The 17,821-nt window shown below is 42.2% G+C and carries 15 protein-coding genes and 2 pseudogenes; 8 read left to right on the top strand and 9 right to left on the bottom strand.

Translation table 11 applies throughout. From position 1 onward, the window contains the following. Nucleotides 1-12: 12 nt before the first annotated feature. Together DS891_RS24410 and DS891_RS24415 are read right to left on the bottom strand one after the other, a co-directional pair. On the bottom strand, nt 13-510 hold the full coding sequence (locus DS891_RS24410; protein WP_254605650.1) for a hypothetical protein: 498 nt from the start codon (nt 508-510) through the stop codon (nt 13-15). Further along, nucleotides 467-931 carry an NAD-dependent epimerase/dehydratase family protein gene (locus tag DS891_RS24415; protein WP_254605652.1) on the bottom strand — a complete coding sequence of 155 codons (465 nt, stop codon included), beginning with the start codon at nt 929-931 and terminating at the stop codon, nt 467-469. The genes DS891_RS24410 and DS891_RS24415 overlap by 44 nt, the downstream gene beginning before the upstream one ends. A 154-nt stretch (nt 932-1,085) precedes the next feature. Here DS891_RS24415 and DS891_RS02500 point away from each other — a divergent pair, with 154 nt between their 5' ends. From DS891_RS02500 to DS891_RS02510, 3 genes and pseudogenes are all read left to right on the top strand, one after another. Further along, nucleotides 1,086-1,502 carry a MerR family transcriptional regulator gene (locus DS891_RS02500; protein WP_174168750.1) on the top strand — a complete coding sequence of 139 codons (417 nt, stop codon included), beginning with the start codon at nt 1,086-1,088 and terminating at the stop codon, nt 1,500-1,502. Between the two features lie 93 nt (nt 1,503-1,595). Then, nucleotides 1,596-1,938 (top strand): annotated as a pseudogene (locus DS891_RS02505) (transposase); the annotation flags it as partial. Between the two features lie 371 nt (nt 1,939-2,309). Further along, nucleotides 2,310-3,422 (top strand): hypothetical protein, encoded by a 1,113-nt coding sequence (locus DS891_RS02510; RefSeq protein ID WP_174168751.1) that lies wholly within the window; start codon nt 2,310-2,312, stop codon nt 3,420-3,422. A 373-nt stretch (nt 3,423-3,795) separates the two neighbouring features. Here DS891_RS02510 and DS891_RS24420 read toward each other — a convergent pair. Further along, a pseudogene (locus tag DS891_RS24420) lies at nt 3,796-3,963 on the bottom strand (transposase); the annotation flags it as partial. A 203-nt stretch (nt 3,964-4,166) separates the two neighbouring features. Further along, nucleotides 4,167-5,138 (bottom strand): transposase, encoded by a 972-nt coding sequence (locus tag DS891_RS02515; protein ID WP_174168752.1) that lies wholly within the window; start codon nt 5,136-5,138, stop codon nt 4,167-4,169. 336 nt (nt 5,139-5,474) lie between these two features. Here DS891_RS02515 and DS891_RS02520 point away from each other — a divergent pair, with 336 nt between their 5' ends. The 3 genes from DS891_RS02520 (at nt 5,475) to DS891_RS02530 (ending at nt 8,310) form a co-directional block, all read left to right on the top strand. Next, nucleotides 5,475-5,939, top strand: coding sequence for a nuclear transport factor 2 family protein (locus DS891_RS02520; RefSeq protein WP_174168753.1), 465 nt, complete (start codon nt 5,475-5,477; stop codon nt 5,937-5,939). A gap of 365 nt (nt 5,940-6,304) precedes the next feature. Further along, a complete protein-coding gene (locus tag DS891_RS02525) occupies nt 6,305-6,697 on the top strand; it encodes a BlaI/MecI/CopY family transcriptional regulator (RefSeq protein WP_174168754.1) in 393 nt (130 codons plus the stop codon). Then, a complete protein-coding gene (locus DS891_RS02530) occupies nt 6,697-8,310 on the top strand; it encodes a M56 family metallopeptidase (RefSeq protein WP_174168755.1) in 1,614 nt (537 codons plus the stop codon). The genes DS891_RS02525 and DS891_RS02530 overlap by 1 nt, the downstream gene beginning before the upstream one ends. 57 nt (nt 8,311-8,367) lie before the next feature. Here DS891_RS02530 and DS891_RS02535 read toward each other — a convergent pair whose 3' ends face one another. From DS891_RS02535 to DS891_RS02545, 3 genes are all read right to left on the bottom strand, one after another. After that, nucleotides 8,368-9,261, bottom strand: a complete 894-nt coding sequence (locus DS891_RS02535) for an ABC transporter ATP-binding protein (protein WP_174168756.1) — start codon at nt 9,259-9,261, stop codon at nt 8,368-8,370. Further along, on the bottom strand, nt 9,258-10,064 hold the full coding sequence (locus DS891_RS02540) for an ABC transporter permease subunit (RefSeq protein WP_174168757.1): 807 nt from the start codon (nt 10,062-10,064) through the stop codon (nt 9,258-9,260). Before DS891_RS02540 ends, DS891_RS02535 begins: the two co-directional genes overlap by 4 nt. 175 nt (nt 10,065-10,239) lie before the next feature. Beyond that, nucleotides 10,240-12,060, bottom strand: coding sequence for a M2 family metallopeptidase (locus DS891_RS02545; protein ID WP_174168758.1), 1,821 nt, complete (start codon nt 12,058-12,060; stop codon nt 10,240-10,242). A 362-nt stretch (nt 12,061-12,422) separates the two neighbouring features. Here DS891_RS02545 and DS891_RS02550 point away from each other — a divergent pair, with 362 nt between their 5' ends. Next, nucleotides 12,423-14,693 carry an acyl-CoA dehydrogenase gene (locus DS891_RS02550; protein WP_174168759.1) on the top strand — a complete coding sequence of 757 codons (2,271 nt, stop codon included), beginning with the start codon at nt 12,423-12,425 and terminating at the stop codon, nt 14,691-14,693. Between the two features lie 75 nt (nt 14,694-14,768). Here the strand turns inward: DS891_RS02550 and DS891_RS02555 are convergent, their stop codons facing one another. Beyond that, nucleotides 14,769-15,218: a hypothetical protein gene (locus tag DS891_RS02555; protein ID WP_010378604.1), complete on the bottom strand. Its 450-nt coding sequence runs from the start codon at nt 15,216-15,218 to the stop codon at nt 14,769-14,771. Nucleotides 15,219-15,334: 116 nt separating this feature from the next. On the opposite strand from DS891_RS02555, the gene DS891_RS02560 reads away from it, so the two are divergent. Continuing rightward, complete coding sequence (locus DS891_RS02560) at nt 15,335-16,321, top strand: WD40 repeat domain-containing protein (protein WP_095727524.1); 987 nt, start codon at nt 15,335-15,337, stop codon at nt 16,319-16,321. A gap of 62 nt (nt 16,322-16,383) precedes the next feature. Here DS891_RS02560 and astB read toward each other — a convergent pair whose 3' ends face one another. Further along, entirely contained in the window at nt 16,384-17,724 is a 1,341-nt protein-coding gene (gene astB / locus DS891_RS02565; protein WP_039497635.1) for an N-succinylarginine dihydrolase, read from the bottom strand. Nucleotides 17,725-17,821 lie beyond the last annotated feature (97 nt).

The raw sequence follows: 17,821 nt of genomic DNA on the forward strand, positions 1-17,821 counted from the left end.
TAAATAACGTCGTCATTCCTTGAGAGTTGTTGTTAGTCCATCTCGGTAAGTGGTAATTTCAAACTCCGTAAAGCGCTGCTTAAATTTTTCTGATACAAATATGTTGTCGACTGCATATCGAGGTAACAGTTCTCGTGTTTCTCTTATAGGTTTGCTAAAAATGCTTAGAAGTGATAGCTGCCATTTCTTTAATATTGAATACTTGCCTTGAATGCCGAGTATTTCGCTCGCTAAGTTAACGATTTGCTTGTAAGTGAGTCGATTGTCATCACATGGTAGATGCCATGTCTGGCCATACGCATCAGAGGTATTGCCTAGTAACGCCATTGCTCTGCTAGCATCTGGCGTGTATATCAAGGTACGTAACGTATTATCGCTGATAAATACTTTCGCAGCATCGCCTGCTCGCAGCTTATCAAGAACCGTTGTATTGGTGATACTTTGCGTTTTACCCGGTCCATAAAACTCAGGCGCGCGGCAAATCATCGCATTGACTTGGCCTGTACTCATCGCATCGAGCAGCGTATTCGCTATTAGGTCTAACTTGGCCTTTTTCGCCATATGGCAAAAAAGGTGTTTCTTCTGTGAGACGTTCATTGCTTTGCGGATACATATAGGTGTTATCAAAATACACTAATTTGGCATTATGTTTTGTGCACGCATCGATGACATTTCGCATCATAATAGGAAATTGCTCAACCCACATGTTTGTGTCAATCGGCAGTCCTGCGGTTAAGTAAACAATTTTAGAGCCTGCTACTGCTTTTTGCGTTTGACTGCCGTCAAGTAGATTAGCGCTGAGTAATTCGTCCGTGTTGTTTATCTTTCTTGGTGTTCGGCTGACAAGACGAATGTTATCGGTAAAGTCTTTCTTTAAAGCTCGGGCGAGTTCACTACCAATTTGGCCGTTTGCTCCAAGTATTGTTTGCATAAAAATTACCTTAATTTGTATCTGTTTTGTGCAAGCATAAGGTTAAAGTAAACTTGAAGGTCAATACTTAATTTCTGTTATCTGCTATTGTTTGGGATAAGCACAGATTTTTTCATTTAAGGTAGCAGACTGAGTGCAGTAGGAACTCGAGTTTATGAAAATTGGTGAATTATCAAAAAGAACAGGCTTGGCGACGTCGAAAATTCGATTCTATGAGGATATTGGCCTACTTAAATTAGTTAAGCGCGCTGCCAATGGTTATAGGATCTATCCCCCTGAAGCTGAAACTGTATTGCATTTAATTTCAAATGGTCAAAAGGCAGGCTTTAGTTTAGATGAGTTGAGTAAATTACTTCCGAGTGATCTAAGTGACTGGAAACATGATCAGTTACTTAACGCTTTACGTCAAAAACTTGCTGATATTGAACTGATGGAGAAAAAGCTTGCAGACAACAAACGACAATTAAACTCCATCCTTAATGACATAGAAGCCAAACCGGGTGACATGGCGTGTGCCGACAATGCCAAGCGAGTGATATCACAAATGGGGATGGATAAAAGGAGGAGGTAGATGCAAAAGGAGGAGAAAGAGAGAAAGAAGGACAGCCATTTCTAATGCTGCGTGTATAACAAAGCACGTTTAGTATCAGCGAATGCACAGTCGGTGAGCTTCAAATACCGAGATTACGCAGATGATAATCTTGATAAAGTGATGACACTGAGTAATGACGAATTCTTACGGCGTTATTTGCAGCATGTATTAATTACCGAAAGGATTTATGCGTATTCGACATTACGGTTTTTTAGCCAATGCATGTCGCAAGCGAAAGTTAGCGCTGATAAGGTCGCAGGCGTCATGCACATGCAGAGCAAAGAGGCCAAAGACAGGAGAAAACGTGACATTGATACCGCATTGGCCTTGTCAGCATTGTAAGGTAGGTATCTTGCGGCTAATTGGTGTATTCAAGTTAGATGCAACACCGACCAAAGTAGACCGAACGAGTTAGCAGCTCGATAGCTGCTCAAAATCAATTAGTTAACCTGCTTAATTGCTCAGGCTAGCGGCCTCTGTACGCTAAAAAATATAATTGCTTATTAAGGAAAATTTAGGTGTAATGAATACATAATAAGCGCTGAGCAATGCAGGGAAAGCTTACATAACACTAGCTAAACTGATTACACTAGCTAGGAAAGTGAAAGCCTTCAAAAAGCCTATTTTTTCTAAGTAAGCTATAGCATAAACAACACCAACTCTGTCACACCGAGCAGGTAGCAGCTCAGTCCAACAAGCGATTATGTAACACAAACTGCGTGTCGCATAAATACTAAAGTGTTAGGCAGATGTAGTACGAAGCACTAGTACAAAAAGGAGTTAAGCTTGAAAGACAGGAATATATTATCCAGACTGATGACATTAAAGGGAGGTTTTGTTGACATCCTATTGATTGCTATAGCTCTTAGTCTTTCTGTTGGAATATTCGGCGCCGTAAGCATTGAGTTATTCGATTTAGCTACTCCATCAGTACTAATTATCTCCCTGACATCAATATTGCTTCTAGTGATGTTTGTAGCGTACCGAATTCTAAATGGGTTAGAGAGAACTATTAGATATGAAGGGTCTCTTGTTTTTAAAAAAACCGACAAAGGACTAATGCCAGTAGAAGTACCAGAATACAAAATCAGTGAAAAGGTATCTGAATATCTTATATCGGCGTTTTCAGAAAACCCTGCTCTTAAGAAAATATGGGATGAAAATCCTATAGAGTGCAGGCCTCTAAAAAAAGGTAAAAGCACACTAGACTCCAATAGCCTTATTCTGCAAACAATTGAGTACACAATCCTTGAACAGCTATCCATGCATATTCAAGCATACTTTGCCAAAAATGAAATAGATCAATCCATCCTTAAAGAATACACAAGAGAAGACCTTCCTGACTTCCTATTTAAAAACAAGATTTTTGAGCTATTTACAAAGCCAATGAATGAAAGAGCACCTTTTATGGGTCATGGAGGGGGTGATGAGTCTCTTGGAAAAGTAGTTTGGGCTTCAGGAGAAGGAGGCGCAATATTTAATCATTTTGAACTTACTCTCCCAAAAGACTCATCGCTTGAGCGTACAGCTAATGGCGCTATCAAAATCAGTACGAAAGTATTTGAGTTGAACATAAACCCTAGATTTGAAGGTTTTGGCAGTGTGTGGCCAAGAAAGTTTGAACAGCTGTACTTGGGGCTTGATCGTTTCGATGAAGATCACACATATCAGTTTAATCTCGATATTGAAATAAAATTCAACCAATTATCTTTACTTATGGGCAATGGGTGGGAGTACTACGGCTGGATAGATTCATTGCTTGATAAGCTAGAGGAATATAATGATGACGAGAAGTTTATTGAGAATATTGGCTGGAAAACAGTTTATACGAGCCATCTTATCTCAGCTAATCAGCCGATACTGCCTAACAAATCAAGCAAGAAGGACGTGCAAAAATGATGATGAAGTGATGACACCCACCAGCAAAATAAGCGACACCCATCACTATTAACATCAAAACTGAGGAGGTGAAGTAAAAAAGTATGAAAGCACAGCCGTCACTTTGTAAAACGTTTATCGATAGGTTATTTTTTAGCGCTCAAGCGTATCTCTACACAATAAGAAAATAAGCGACACCCATCACTATTAACATCAAAACTGAGGAGGTGAAGTAAAAAAGTATGAAAGCACAGCCGTCACTTTGTAAAACGTTTATCGATAGGTTATTTTTTAGCGCTCAAGCGTATCTCTACACTAAAACTGAGTTATCGCGCACGACAACGCGCTGCAAATACAGCAGTAAGAAATTCTAGAGTTGAGAATGTGAGTTTTGCTAAGCCAACAAGCGCTCGCAGTTTGTTAGGTTTGTCCGTCGTCGTTTTTGCAGTGTTTCGCAGTAAGCGGTTATTGTTCGCTCTCGACCAACGGCACCTTGAAATACCCGAGAAAATTGCGTAGTGAGTTTTATCCAGTTCTCAGGCTCTATATTTAATGGAGTCAATGACACCCACCATCATTTGTATCTATGCTGGCAAGTAAGATTTAAAAGTACGGAAACACTTAAACGAGGATGGACAAAAGCGTTTTTAGATAGGATGACCTTTGGCGGGTAAGCGTATCTCTACACTAAAACCGGGTTATCGCGCACGACAACGCGCTGTAAATAAAACAGTAAGAAATTCTAGAGTTGAAAAGCTTGCTCTGCTAAGCCAACAAGCGCTCGCAGTTTGTTAGGTTTGTCCGTCGTCGTTTTTGCAGTGTTTCGCAGTAAGCGGTTATCGTTCGCTCTCGGCCAACAGCACCGTGAAATACCCGAGAAAACTGCGTAGTGAGTTTTATCCAGTTTTCAGGTTCGATATTTAATCGAGTAAGAATGGGTTGAGACTCACAGATATAGCCTCGCTTGTCGGCTCGAATACACTGGCCCGTGAGCTCAACTAATTCAATATAGGATTTGAGTTCAAAAGGCAGGCCTTTAGGCATATGTTTTCTTGGGCTGCCAGCAAAGCGTAGTAGACTTTTTGGTTGTTTGCCCAACTTAGCGTGGTCGATTCTTTTTTTGATGCTGGTGTAGTCTGAGGTTTCAGGCGTTGCTGCGATTTTGGCTCTAATAGGGTTTAAGTCTACGTAAGCGAGACAAGCAGCCAATGCCGCCTCATCCAGTAATGCTTGGGATTTAAATCGTCCTTCCCAAAATCGGCCTGTACAGCCATCTTCTTTATTTGCTCGGCGGGCGATGTCTTCGTTAAGTACGCGCATAAACCAGCTAATATCTGCGAGCCTTTCCCTGTACTTGGCGACATGCTCATTGAGTATCAATTGCTCCGATTCATTGAGTGGCTCATCTTCAATAAACTTTTGGCTAATCCAATTGCCTTTAAATAACTTGTGCCATCGTATCACAATCGCTTTATCCGACAGACGCTTAGCCTTTTTATCATCAACATATAAAACAATGTGGGTGTGATTACTCATCACGGCATAAGCACAGATATCAATACAAAACACATCTGCCAACATCAGGAGCTTTTCTTCAACCCAATCACGGCGGTGCTCGTATGATTTTCCAGTAAATTTATCTTCACCGCACAGAAAGGCGCGCCTCACGCAACGGGAGATACAGTGGTAGTATTTGGTGTCGGTTAAACTAATTTGTTTTTTACGGGCAGTAGCCATAGTTTGGTTTCCTCAATCCTTTGAGTGCAGAATTAAAGCGTAGGCGGAATCTTAGGAAGGTGCAAATTAGTGGTGGGTGTCAGCGATTTGGCGCAGCGATTTGAGCGATTTGACTCTTGACCAAAATGAACGGGTTGGGCGCCTCGTTAAGCGACTTTAACAAGCTCTTTATAAATACCTAAGCCAATGAAAAATATGTTATGTTTGTTCATGTTAGCCTCTGCTGTTTAGTTATTTGACAAACTAATTATGGCATTGGCTTTAAGCTAACCCACGAAGAGGTGGAGACAAGTGCCATGTGGGAGTCAATATGTCTAGGTATATCAGGAAAGAACCGTGAATAAATTTATATTAGTGTTATTTTGTTTTCTTTTTTCATTTTCTAGTAGTGCACACGAGAATTTCACGTCAGAGCAACTAATTGAGAAAGCAAAAGTATTTGTAGCGGCAAAAAATGCGCGTCAACAGCCAAATACAACAATTAAAGAGATAGAAAACTATATCTCACTGCTTTCTGATGACTTTATCGATGAACACGTCAAATTTAAATTTACTTATACAGATAAATCTAAACTCCGAGAGGATATGATTAATAAATTAAAAGATGAAGTCATTCATAGTTCAATAGAAATAAATGAGGTAATGGTTGGCGCTAATGTCGTCTTTGTAAAAATGACCGAATCAGGTAAAGTAAAACCTGCTCATTTAGATAAAACTATTGAATATAGTAAAACCAATATTGTTTCACTTGAGTTTAATCAAGCGGGCTTAGTTAAGCACATTCGTCGACACCACGGGTAATCAATACCATACAAACGCTTTAACACATTAGTGGTGGGTGTCAGCGATCAATAGAACTACAACATAGAGAGCTTTAGTTGTAGCTAAAACTTGAGTCTCACTTTACCCTAATTTGAGTTGTTATTATCCATACAAAGGCTTTAACCAAGGAACGAAAAATAGCAAGCTCGCGCTCCTTCGTCGCTATTTTATGCTGCTTCTTGGGGGAGTTGTTGCACAGTCTTCACTTTCCTTCAAAGTAATACAGCTTTCATGTAAAGGTTTCACCTTCTGTGTCCCACCAAAAATTTCTAGTTGACTTCATGGGTACCAACCACTACATTTGTAGTAGTTGAAAACTACAGATGTAGTGGTAGAGGTGATAAGTGAAACTAAGTGAATTTGAATTAGACGTGATGAAGTTACTTTGGCAACAAAATGCATGTACTGCCAGTGAGCTTCATAAATATCTTCTTGCAGATGATACAAGAACAAAAAAAGTGGCTTATAACACAGTCAAAACAATCGTAGATCGACTAGAGCAAAAAGGTGCGGTCGAGCGCTGTGGTCAGCAGGGGAGGTCAATCGTCTATCAAGCAAAAGTGACTCAGCAAGCGCTTTCACAGCAGGCAACACCGCGTTTTATGGATCGCTTTTTTAAAGGTAGTTCACGCAGCCTGATAGCTCATTTCATTACAGAAGAGAGTTTAGACGATGATGATATTGAGTATTTACAAAACCTACTTAAGAGCAAAAAACAGAAGAAAGAGAGCGACTAATGTTTGATTACTTACTCACCGCAAGCTTGCTCAGCATGTTTAGTTTGACTAGCTGCTATTTTCTGAAAACTGCGCCTGCACGAACGCGCTTTTATGTGTTGGTAGTAGGGTTATTGAGTTGGCTAATTCCATGGCAGCAACTTTCCCCACCCCCTTTTTTAATAGATCTGGAGCTTTACACTATTGAGGTGAGTTCTATTTCAGACTCAGGGTCAACTCCACCGAACAGCATCAAGCAAAGCACTTTGCAAACCGAATCAAACTGGCTTTCTGGCTATACCATAAACCAAGTGTTTTCAAATTTGTTTGTATTTCTGACAGTGGTAGGTGGAGGACTATTTTTAGCGAGAGTATGGTCGTATAAAAGATTACTAAGAGGCATCGAAAAGGGCGCCTACACCAGTGAAGAGCATCAATATCTACACACGTTTTGCACCGTAAAATTTACAGAATTGAGTACCCCAGCAATTACGACAGGCCCATTACAGCACACCATTTGGTTAGATTTTAAGATGAAAGGTCGACCAGAACTCGATTCCGTGATTGAGCATGAGTTAACGCATATCAAGCATAAGGACACATATTGGTTATGGCTAATATGTGCGACTGAAAGCGTCTTCTTTTGGAATCCATTCTGTTTGTTGTTAGCAAATTTGGCGCGACAACAAATCGAACTCAGCTGCGATGAAAGCTGTATGGAAAAACTGAGTGATAAATATAGATACGATTTGGCCAGTTTACTGTTGTCCGAACATCAATACCGGTATGAACATGCGTCATTAGGTCATTCAGTATTAGCCGTATCTCACTCGAAAAGTTTCAATATTCAAAGAGTTAAAACACTAAACAAGGAAAAGAAAATGAAATTATCCCATTTAATGATTATCACGGCAGCACTGTCTTGTAGTGCCTTAGCTGCTAACCAAATCGTCTCTGAAAAGCAGGTAACACAAGGAGCGAGTATACAAAAGAGTGAAAAGTCAGCGCGATATCAACAGCAATTGAGAGAGCTACTCGCTGGGGCGAAAGGCGCGAAATCGAATGATGAAACACAGCTTAAAGCAGCGGTTTCACACATTTTAAATTGGCATAGTAACCGCGGTTCGTTAAATGGTTTTGAAGAGCTGGATATAAAAGTAAAAAGCTTTACCTTGCTCGACCAAACCTATCATAAGCTAGCTCAATACGAAGCAATCTTGACCGCTTACAATAATTGGTTTCCTGAAGGCTCTACCCAACCGCCATTTTTAAAAAACAGATTGGCATCAGCTTATATGCACCTTGGGCAATATCAGCAGGCAGCAGAGCAATTAGAGAGTCTATCTGAAAAAATGCAAAGTCGCTTTCAAATCGGTAGCGCTACTGATTTGGCACGCGCTTACATTGAAATGGCAGACTACGATAAAGCATTAGCTGTATTAAACAGTGATGTTGTAACCAGCGCTGAAAATCAAACATATCAAGATATCCTAAGATACTATGTATACGAAAAACTGAATAACCAGACAAAGGTGAATGAGCTGAAAGAGCGTTTACCAGCACATTATGCGAAAACACCAGCAATATTACCTCGCTTACCTCGACCTGGCTCTTTGCTTCTGGCGAAGTTATAAATCATTTAAAAAGCCTGTAAGATGCAGGCTTTTTTAATTTACTAAACTAACCGTGCGCTAGCCGAACAGTTCATCTTCTAGTGTTTTACCGTTAACTAACGACTTGTAACGCCAACCCTGTTCACGGCAAAGTCGGAGTACGTCAATATCAACCTGTTGGCCGCTACGGTACTCAATAAGCAGGGCGCCACTGGCATTTACTGTCACCTCTTCAACGCCTTGTAAGGTTTTCAAAAGCGCCATGTGACTACTGGTGCCAGACTCTTTAAGTTTTACAGTCAGCGTGGTAAGCTCCGCTTCTTGGATGCGGTCAACTGCGGTTAATTTACCATGCTGTAAATGTAATACTTGATCGCACAAATCATCGAGTTCCACTAAATCGTGTGAACTCAAAATAAAGGTCGTTTCAGATTGAAGCCTTTTTACTAGGTTTCTGATCTCACGAGCATTTACGGGATCTAATCCAGCCGTGGCTTCGTCAAGCAGTACAATTTCAGGCTTTGAAAGTAGCGTTTGGGCGATACAGATACGTTTTCGCATGCCATGAGATAACTCATGAGGTTTGGCGTGATAACAGTCTTTGAGGTCGACAAGCGCAAGCACTCTGTGCGTTTCACTCTCGGCCGCTTTCGCATCTAAACCTTGAAGTTGTCCGTATAAACGTAGCTGATTACTGACAGAAAACCTTGGATCAAGCTGAGCATCCTGTGGAAGTGCGGCAAGGCGACCAAAAAGTGCAGCGCTGCCAGGTTTGTGACCTAAAATCTGAACATTGCCAGCATCTGCATTTAGATATCCGCAAAGTGTGCTAAAAAGGGTGGTTTTACCCGCACCATTTGGGCCAACAAGCGCAATGGGGGAACCTGCGTTTAGGGTAAAAGATACGTTATCTAGTGCGCGCTTTCGTCCATACTCTTTCACTAAATTATTAACTTCAATAATGCTACTCATAGCGTGCGCCTTCTTAATAGTTCACAACTAATTGCAATTAACACGAGGCTATGCAGCACCGGTGTGGCAAAGCGAGTGAGGTTGATATTTTGTGCGATGGTTTCTGTGCCTTGGAATCCAGGAAAAAGATAAAACAGATACTCCGCGTAAGCGCTGTACTCAAGTGCAAAAGCGACCAAAGTAGCGAGCGTTAAGTAGGTTAAAATTGCGTAAATCATACTCATTTTGCTTGAGTTAGCAAAGTGATTAGCAACAGACATCAGGGCAATAAATGGCGCAGTAATAAGCGTTAGCTCTAAAACAATTAATGTAGCCCGACTTAGCCCTGTGAGCCACAAGCTTGGGTCGCGCACCACCATTAATATCCAAGCACCTACAGCAGAAATCGCTATGAGCAGCAACGTATTGAATACCTGCCCAACAAAGCGGCCAACAACAATTTCCGCGCGAGATGTGCGCAGGGTTAGAAATCTCAGTGTGCCGCGGGTTCTATCTTCTACAGTTTGATCTGCGCTTGAAAAGATCACAAAAAGAGGAAATAGAAAGATTGACCAAACTAAGTATAGTGCAAGTTCCATTTCAGGCCATTGGGCAATACGGTGCATACCAACGACGCCAGAAAAACTCTGGATCATATTTTTGAAGTTGGGGTCGCTGACAATGGATACCGCTTCTGCAATGGCGTAGCGCAAAATGGCGTACCAAACCAAAACAAATGCGGCGATGGCTATCCATCCGCGTTTCGTTGCAAACAAGCGTTGCAATTCAAAGATGGCAATTAGGCCAATTCTTTTTATATTCATAAGGATCCTTGCAAGTGACAACACAGACTTTCACTACTAGAGCGGTAGGCTGACTTTGATTTGAGCGTATATGATTGGCGCTAAAAAAGGAAGTTACTGAACTGTAACAAAATTAAACCAATAAAAAACGGGCACGATTGAGTGTGCCCGTTTCTGAGTTTAAATTTGCTAGCAATTACCAGCCGCAATTACGGCCTTTATTTTGCTCATCTAGGTATTTTTGCAATGGTGCAAAGTAGTCAAGTACTGCTGTTGCATCCATTTCATCTTTACCTGTTAGCGTTTTCAGTGCTTGTTGCCAAGGTTTGCTGCTGCCCATTTCAAGCATGGCATTTAAACGCTCACCAGCTGCTTTCGAGTTGTAAACAGAACAGCGGTGAATGGCTTCTTTGCTGCCAGCAATTTCACAAAGTGATTTGTGGAACTGGAACTGCAAAATATGCGCTAAGAAGTAACGAGTGTAAGGTACATTACCTGGTACGTGGTATTTTGCACCTGGGTCAAAGTCATTTTCAGTACGTGAAATTGGTGCTTTAACACCTTGATATTTCTCTCTTAATTCCCACCACGCTTGGTTGTACTCTGCTGGAGAAATCTCACCAGAGAATACTTTCCAGCGCCATTGGTCGACAAGTAGACCGAATGGAATAAATGCAACTTTGTCGAGTGCCATCTTCATCAATAGACCGATATCTTTTGACTCATCCGGTACGTTATCCAACAAACCAATTTGCTTTAAGTAGCCAGGTGTTACAGATAGCGCGATGGTGTCGCCGATAGCTTCGTGGAAGCCATCGTTGGCACTTTCTTGGTAATACACAGGCTGTTGATTGTAAGCGCGCTGATAGAAGTTATGGCCTAGTTCATGGTGGATAACTGAGAACTCTTCACCGGTGCGTTGGATACACATTTTGATGCGTAGGTCGTCTTTGGCATCTAAGTTCCATGCTGATGCATGACATTGTACGTCGCGGTCTTGTGGTTTAATAAATAAAGAACGTTCGTAGAAAGTCTCAGGTAATGGGGCAAAACCCATAGAGGTGAAGAACTTTTCTGCACCTTTTACCATTTTGATTTCGTCGTAATTGTGTTTAGCCAGTAGCGCTGTTACATCATAACCCGGATCTGCGTTTTCCGGCGCGACTAAGTCATAGATATTGCCCCAGCTTTGTGCCCACATATTGCCAAGCAAGTGCGCAGGAATAGGCTGGTCTTGAGGCACTTTATCTTCGCCGTATTTCTCGCCAAGCTTGGCTCTAACATGACAGTGCAGCGAATCATATAGCGGCTTTACTTGGTTCCAAGTACGGTCAAGTTCTTTTGCAAAGTCGTCCGCTGGCATGTCGTACTTACTGCGCCACATGGCGCCTGTGTCTGCGTAGCCAAGCTCATTCGCACCTTCATTGGTAAGTACCACTTGCTTTTCATAGAGTGGACGCATCGGCTTTGACACTTCTCGCCAACCTTGCCAGATGTCTAAAAGCTCTTCATAGTCGCGACTATTCGCCATCTTAGCCGTCATGTCGCCAAGGCTTAGACAAGTGCCATCATCTTTACAGTATTTGCCCTTGCCGTACATACCATCAAGCTCTGCAGTGAGCTTTGCAAGTTCCGCTGTTTTGTCAGCATCTTTTGGTGCAGGTAATGTCAGGTTTAGCTTCAATTTGTCAAGCTTGCGGCGAGTATCTTCGTTTAACGTCAAGCCATCAAATTGTGCTGCTTGGTTAGCAAGCTCCACGAGCGCAGCGGTGTATTCCTCATTCACGTCCGCAGTAAGAGAAGCAGTGTCGTGAGTAATAAAGTTTGCGTAAATCCAAGCTGAGCGGCTAGAGCGGAAGTTAAGGTCAACCAACTGTTCTGACGCCTTATCTAAAAATGCTACTGCATCGGCTTCTGATAACGCTTTATTTGTAGTTTCAGTGGATTTGCAGGCAGAGAGTGCAAAAGTACTGGCAACAATGAGTGCGCCAACACTTAACTTAAATCTTGGTTTCATAGAGTTCACTTGTTGTTTTAATGAATACACGAGCCGACTTAACGCTAGACGGCATTTTAGTATCTATAGCCAGCTACACTAATTGGGTTAATTGCTAAAAATCAGCAAGTAAATTAATCGAATTAGTATTAGTCGTATGAACAACTAATCGTAGTGAGCGCGGCTTTTTCTCGCAGCAAAGCATCATTTTTTGCTGTGGTGGCAAGAATAATAGCAGGACGACTTTAAAACGACAATTTTGCGATGGACAAACAAAGAGATACGAGCGCAGATAAAAGTTGAGTTAGTGTGATTATTAACCATAATTAAGACAGTCAATTGTATCAAAAGGCCGTATTTGGAGCCTGCAAAAAGGAGTGCATATGACTTTTGTTTTATTGGTGATTTTGGCCATAGTGGTGGTATTTTGTGTCCGTGATATCAGGGTTAAGTTGATCACTAAACCGCTCTTTAATTATTTCAAAACGTCATTACCTGAACTCTCCCAAACCGAGCGAGAAGCGATGGAAGCGGGGAGTATCTGGTGGGATGGTGCGTTGTTTTCGGGTAAGCCGAATTGGCGAAAGTGGTTAAGTAATGATAAACCAAAGCTAAGCGATGAAGAACAGGCATTTATAGATAGCGAATTACACACGCTGCTAAAAATGCTTGATGAAGAAAAAATATCTGAGGCTCAAGACCTGCCTGAAGAAGTTTGGCAATTTTTGAAAGAAAAGGGCTTTTTTGCTTTTATTATTCCAAAGGCTTTTGGTGGTCGGGAATTTAGTGCTCAGGCGAACTCCACCATCGTAGCAAAAATAGCCAGCCGTAGTTTATCTACTGCAGTGACCGTGATGGTGCCAAATAGTTTAGGCCCTGCAGAGCTGCTGCTTCATTACGGGACCAATGAACAGCAGAATACTTGGCTGCCAAAGCTTGCCTCGGGTGAGGCGCTACCTTGTTTTGCATTGACCTCTCCAGAGGCGGGATCGGATGCTGGTAGCATTCAAGACTTTGCGATTGTGTGTGAGCGAGAATTTGAGGGAGAAAAGCAAATTGGACTTGCGGTAACTTGGCAAAAACGATACATCACGCTGGCGCCCGTCGCTGATGTATTAGGACTTGCGTTTAAGGTTTACGACCCGGATCAATTGCTTTCAAATAGAGTAGAGCTTGGGATCACTTGTGCACTTATTCCGACTACACATGAAGGCGTAAAAACTGGAGACAGACATAACCCGCTGGGGCAAGCCTTTATGAATGGTACAACCAGTGGTGAAGATGTTTTTATTCCAATGGCTTGGGTGATAGGCGAACAGGCGGGTATCGGCAAAGGGTGGCGTATGCTGGTGTCGTGTTTAAGTGCTGGGCGGGGGATATCTTTGCCTGCACTGAGCGCGGGAACCGCTCAATTAAGTGCCAGAGCGACTTCGGCTTACGCCGGTGTCCGCCGTCAATTTGGTGTACCTATCTCTGCCTTTGAAGGAGTGCAAAGCGCGTTAGCCAGAATTTACGGCTATAGCTATCTTATTGAAGCGGTGAGACAAACCACTGCGTTGGCAATTGATTTAAAGCAAAGCCCTTCGGTAGTCACTGCGATTGCCAAGTATCACCTCACAGAGCATGCAAGGGTGGCATTAAATGATGCGATGGATATTCATGGCGGCAAAGCCATTCAAATGGGGGAAATGAATTATCTTGCCCACAATTATATGGGGATGCCGATTTCTATTACCGTTGAGGGCGCCAATATTTTAACGCGAAGCTTGATGATTTTTGGTCAAGGTGCAACGCGTTGTCATCCTTTCATACTGAAAGAAATGAGTATCGTACAGCAAGAAGATCAATTAATCGCATTGAAAGAGTTTGATGAAGTGCTTTGCAAACACTTGCAGCATACCTCTGTGAATGGGCTTAAGGCATTTTTTAATGGCTTCACACTTGCACGTTTCGAACGTGCGCCAGTTGGTGGTGATGTGGCGGCGTATTACCGACGGCTAACATGGTTGAGCCAAGCGCTTTCTGTGTATAGTGATATCGCTATGTTAAAACTAGGCGGGTCACTAAAACGTAGAGAAATGCTCTCTGCAAAATTAGGAGATGTCCTGAGCTTTCTTTATATCGCCTCGTGCGTATTAAAAAAATACGAAGATGATGGCCGTCAGCAAGGGGACTTACCGCTGGTAAAGTTTGCCTTAGATCACTGTCTTAACGAAGCAAGTAAGGCTATTTATGCATTTTGCGATAACTTTACCGCAGCACCTCTGGCATTTTTGCTAAAGCGTATGGCGTTTCCTGTTGGTAAGTGGCTCAAAGCGCCAAGCGACAAATTGGCGGTGCAGGTATGTAGCAATGTTTCTGATCATAACTCGACCCGTGAACGTATCTCGCATCTGTGCGCCGTGGTAAAACACTCTGCGATAGATACGGTTGAGCATGCTTATTTACTGGAAAAGGCGCATGCTCCACTAATGGCAAAATATCGTAAGTGGTGTAAACAAAATAGCGTGAAACTGGTGGGTAAGACATTGAATGAAAAACTCAGTATCGCAATGGACGACAAGGTGATTGATGATAAGAGTTCTGAAACCATCTTTTGTATTGAAACGCTGGTTGCAAAAGCGATTGCTGTTGATGCAAAAGCGCCCAACTAGTTTGTTGTGACTGAGGATTTTGGCTAATTTGTTAAAAAAGCCCCGACAACGGGGCTTTCCTTTCTTATTCTTGAGTTAACGTGCAAAGGGGTCGGCTAGTACCTTGTCTACGTACCATTTGCCTTTTTTGCGCACCATACTGACACTACGCATGTCGTCTACTTGCTCACCGTGGAGCTGACCTGTAAAAATTAAATTAATTTTTGCGCTGTCGCCATACTGTTCGCGCAGACTTTGATTGGTCATATCAACTTCTATGGTGACTTCATCGTATTGCATATTCACTAAATTTCTGGCGAATTGCGACGCAGTACCGTAAGAGCGCATGATACGCGCGTGACGGGGAGTGGCGATTTTCATTGCAGCGTCTAGATCTTTTTTATTATAGAGTGCGTCAAAATACATTGTTGCGGCATATCCAGGAGTGTCCTTGTCACCACTGACATTATCCTCTGAGCCGCACGCTGAGAGTAAAATCATTGCGGCTAAGACAACGAAAGTTTGCTTAATAAGTGACTTTGTCATGCTAAAATACATCATATGCAGTCTAAAATTATTCACAATAAGTTAAGTTTGTCTGCTAACGGCCGATATGTAAAGCCAGTAAATGAAATAAATGTATTATGTGCTAAGGGTTTAAGATGTCTCGTTTAATATCACTAGCTTGGTTCGCTTTATTTTTAGTAGGGTGTGGATCGCAACCTGAAATTAGTAAAGGGGTAACAAGCCAGTTGACGCAAAATGGCATAATACTTGGACACTTTTCTAAAGATGGAAAGTGGAGCGTAACATTAGACAGTAATGCTGAAATCCATATTTATGATAATGCCAATCAATCTGTCATATTCTCAGTACCCAAAGACAAAATAAAAACACCAGTCAAAGAAGTTTTATTGTCAGATGATAAGGAAATGCTCATCGTGGCAGGTGAAAACCTTATCTCAATTTGGTCTGTTCCAAAGCAAAAGTTGATAACGAACGTACCTTTTGCAGGGGTGAGTCCACTAGCTTCAATCTCTGCTTTAGCGCTTTCCCATAACAATCAGCGTTTGCTTGTTGCGATGGATGATGGCTCACTCAATATGGCGGATCTATTCACGAAGTTAAACAATCGTTTTATGCCACATACTCGGCCGATAGAGCATTTGGCGTTTGACAATAGTGGCGACTATTTTGTTACAGGCGCGCAAGATGGGTTGGTTGCCCTTTGGCAATTTGCCTCACCAGAACCTTTATATGAGCATCAATTTAGTCATCGTGTTACCAGTTTAACAGTGAGTCATGATGGCAAGCACTTATTCGTCTCAGATGGGTTGAATGCGCAACATGTACTAGACTTTGAGTCTGGAAAACAGCTCAGTGAGCTAAAGTATATGGCGCGTTTTAAGATGTTTAGAAAGGCCAAATTTATTTCTGACTCAGGCTTACTTGCGACATCATCGTCAAAGTCTCACCTCTCCATCTGGCGCTATGAGAGCGGGGAAGAATTAGGTACTTGGTCTATTCATACTGAGAATGAGGGGGCAACGGTAGTCGATATGTATGTCCCAAACCCAGACACCTTAGTAACGCTAAATAGCGACGGTATGCTTGAGACGTGGGCGGTTAACGTACTTGCTAAAAAGTAAGGGAGTGAAATCACTCCCTTTAAATCTCAGATTAATTGCAGTTTGACAAGCAAAACTTGAAATTAGGCGCGTTGGAAGTCATAAACGCTACCAAGATTAAGTAGTTGGGTGAGTTCATCTAGTGCAGCATAGGACTCTTGCAGTAGGCTCGGATCAGCTAAATCCTGCTCTGTGACTTTATCGCGATAATGTTTATTGACCCACGCGCTTAGTTGAATAAATTTGTCTTCACTCATCATCACTTCTGGATTTACCGCTTTTAGCTCAGCTTCATTGAGTGCTACACGTAATCGCAAACATGCAGGTCCACCACCATTTTGCATACTTTGGCGTAAGTCAAAAAAGCGTACTTGCGAAATCGGATTTTTTGCACCGAGCATATATTCGATATACGCGGCAACGTTATCATTCTTCGCACATTCCTCCGGTGCAACCAGCATCATCTCGCCTGATGGCAAGGTGATCAATTGTGAGTTAAATAGGTAGCTTTTTACTGCGTCTTCAACACTCACTGCATGTGTCGGAACTTCTACAATATGTAAAGGCTTTTCGCCGATATACGCTTGTCTAATTTTGGTTAGACTGGAGGTTTGATCAATGAAGGCTTGATCATGGCAAAACAGCACATTCTCATTGCCCACCGCAATGACGTCATTATGGAACACGCCTTGATCAATCACATTTGGATTTTGCTGGATAAAAATTGCTTGCTTATCATCTAATTGATGTAGTCTTGCAATCGCTTGACTTGCTTCTAATGTTTGCCGAGCAGGATATTTAGTAGGACCCTTTATATCGCTGTTAAAGCCACTTGAACCGTACACAAATAATTGTAGACCTTTACTGCCATGGCTATCGGCGAGGCGAGTATGGTTTGCAGCACCTTCATCGCCAAAAAAAGGCTGCTCAGGCAAATGCTGGTGATGTGCAAAATATTGCGCATTAGCGAACATAGCACGAAGTAAATTCGTGGTGGTTTCTGGCTCTATTGAACGGTGAAATTTGCAGTTTAAATTGGCACTTGTGAAATGTACTTTGCCATCGCTGGAATCAATAGAAGGCGATACAGTCGCCGCATTTGCCGTCCACATTGCAGAGGCAGAGTAACAAGCTCGAAGCAATATAGGGTCGTGTTTATATGCTTTTTCAAGTACTTGTGCATCAGTTCCCGAAAAGCCAACGCGACGCAGTGGGGCTAAACTCGGGCGTGCGTGAGGTGCGAATATTCCTTGTTTTAGGCCGATATCATGCATTGCTTTCATCTTTTCAAGACCTTGCAATGCCGCTTCTTTTGGATTAGAGACGCTGGTAGCGTTAGAAAGTGACGCGACATTACCATAAGATAATCCGGCATAATTATGTGTTGGCCCTACTAAGCCGTCGAAATTGACTTCATAAGTCATGAGTGCGGTTCCTGTTGCGAATAGTTATAGATAACTAGTATGAGGCGGTTTCACTGGTTTTTAAAGTGACTTAGGTCAAATTAGGCGTTTGTACTTA

Origin of the sequence: Pseudoalteromonas sp. JC28, from assembly GCF_013319255.1 — a bacterium.
In the GTDB taxonomy this organism is placed as follows: Bacteria; Pseudomonadota; Gammaproteobacteria; order Enterobacterales; family Alteromonadaceae; genus Pseudoalteromonas.

Coding starts and splice junctions, on each gene's coding strand:
- DS891_RS24410 (WP_254605650.1), bottom strand. CDS start 510: ATGAGTACAGGCCAAGTCAATGCGATGATTTGCCGCGCGCCTGAGTTT.
- DS891_RS24415 (WP_254605652.1), bottom strand. CDS start 931: ATGCAAACAATACTTGGAGCAAACGGCCAAATTGGTAGTGAACTCGCC.
- DS891_RS02500 (WP_174168750.1), top strand. CDS start 1,086: ATGAAAATTGGTGAATTATCAAAAAGAACAGGCTTGGCGACGTCGAAA.
- DS891_RS02515 (WP_174168752.1), bottom strand. CDS start 5,138: ATGGCTACTGCCCGTAAAAAACAAATTAGTTTAACCGACACCAAATAC.
- DS891_RS02530 (WP_174168755.1), top strand. CDS start 6,697: ATGTTTGATTACTTACTCACCGCAAGCTTGCTCAGCATGTTTAGTTTG.
- DS891_RS02535 (WP_174168756.1), bottom strand. CDS start 9,261: ATGAGTAGCATTATTGAAGTTAATAATTTAGTGAAAGAGTATGGACGA.
- DS891_RS02540 (WP_174168757.1), bottom strand. CDS start 10,064: ATGAATATAAAAAGAATTGGCCTAATTGCCATCTTTGAATTGCAACGC.
- DS891_RS02545 (WP_174168758.1), bottom strand. CDS start 12,060: ATGAAACCAAGATTTAAGTTAAGTGTTGGCGCACTCATTGTTGCCAGT.
- DS891_RS02550 (WP_174168759.1), top strand. CDS start 12,423: ATGACTTTTGTTTTATTGGTGATTTTGGCCATAGTGGTGGTATTTTGT.
- DS891_RS02555 (WP_010378604.1), bottom strand. CDS start 15,218: ATGACAAAGTCACTTATTAAGCAAACTTTCGTTGTCTTAGCCGCAATG.
- DS891_RS02560 (WP_095727524.1), top strand. CDS start 15,335: ATGTCTCGTTTAATATCACTAGCTTGGTTCGCTTTATTTTTAGTAGGG.
- astB (WP_039497635.1), bottom strand. CDS start 17,724: ATGACTTATGAAGTCAATTTCGACGGCTTAGTAGGGCCAACACATAAT.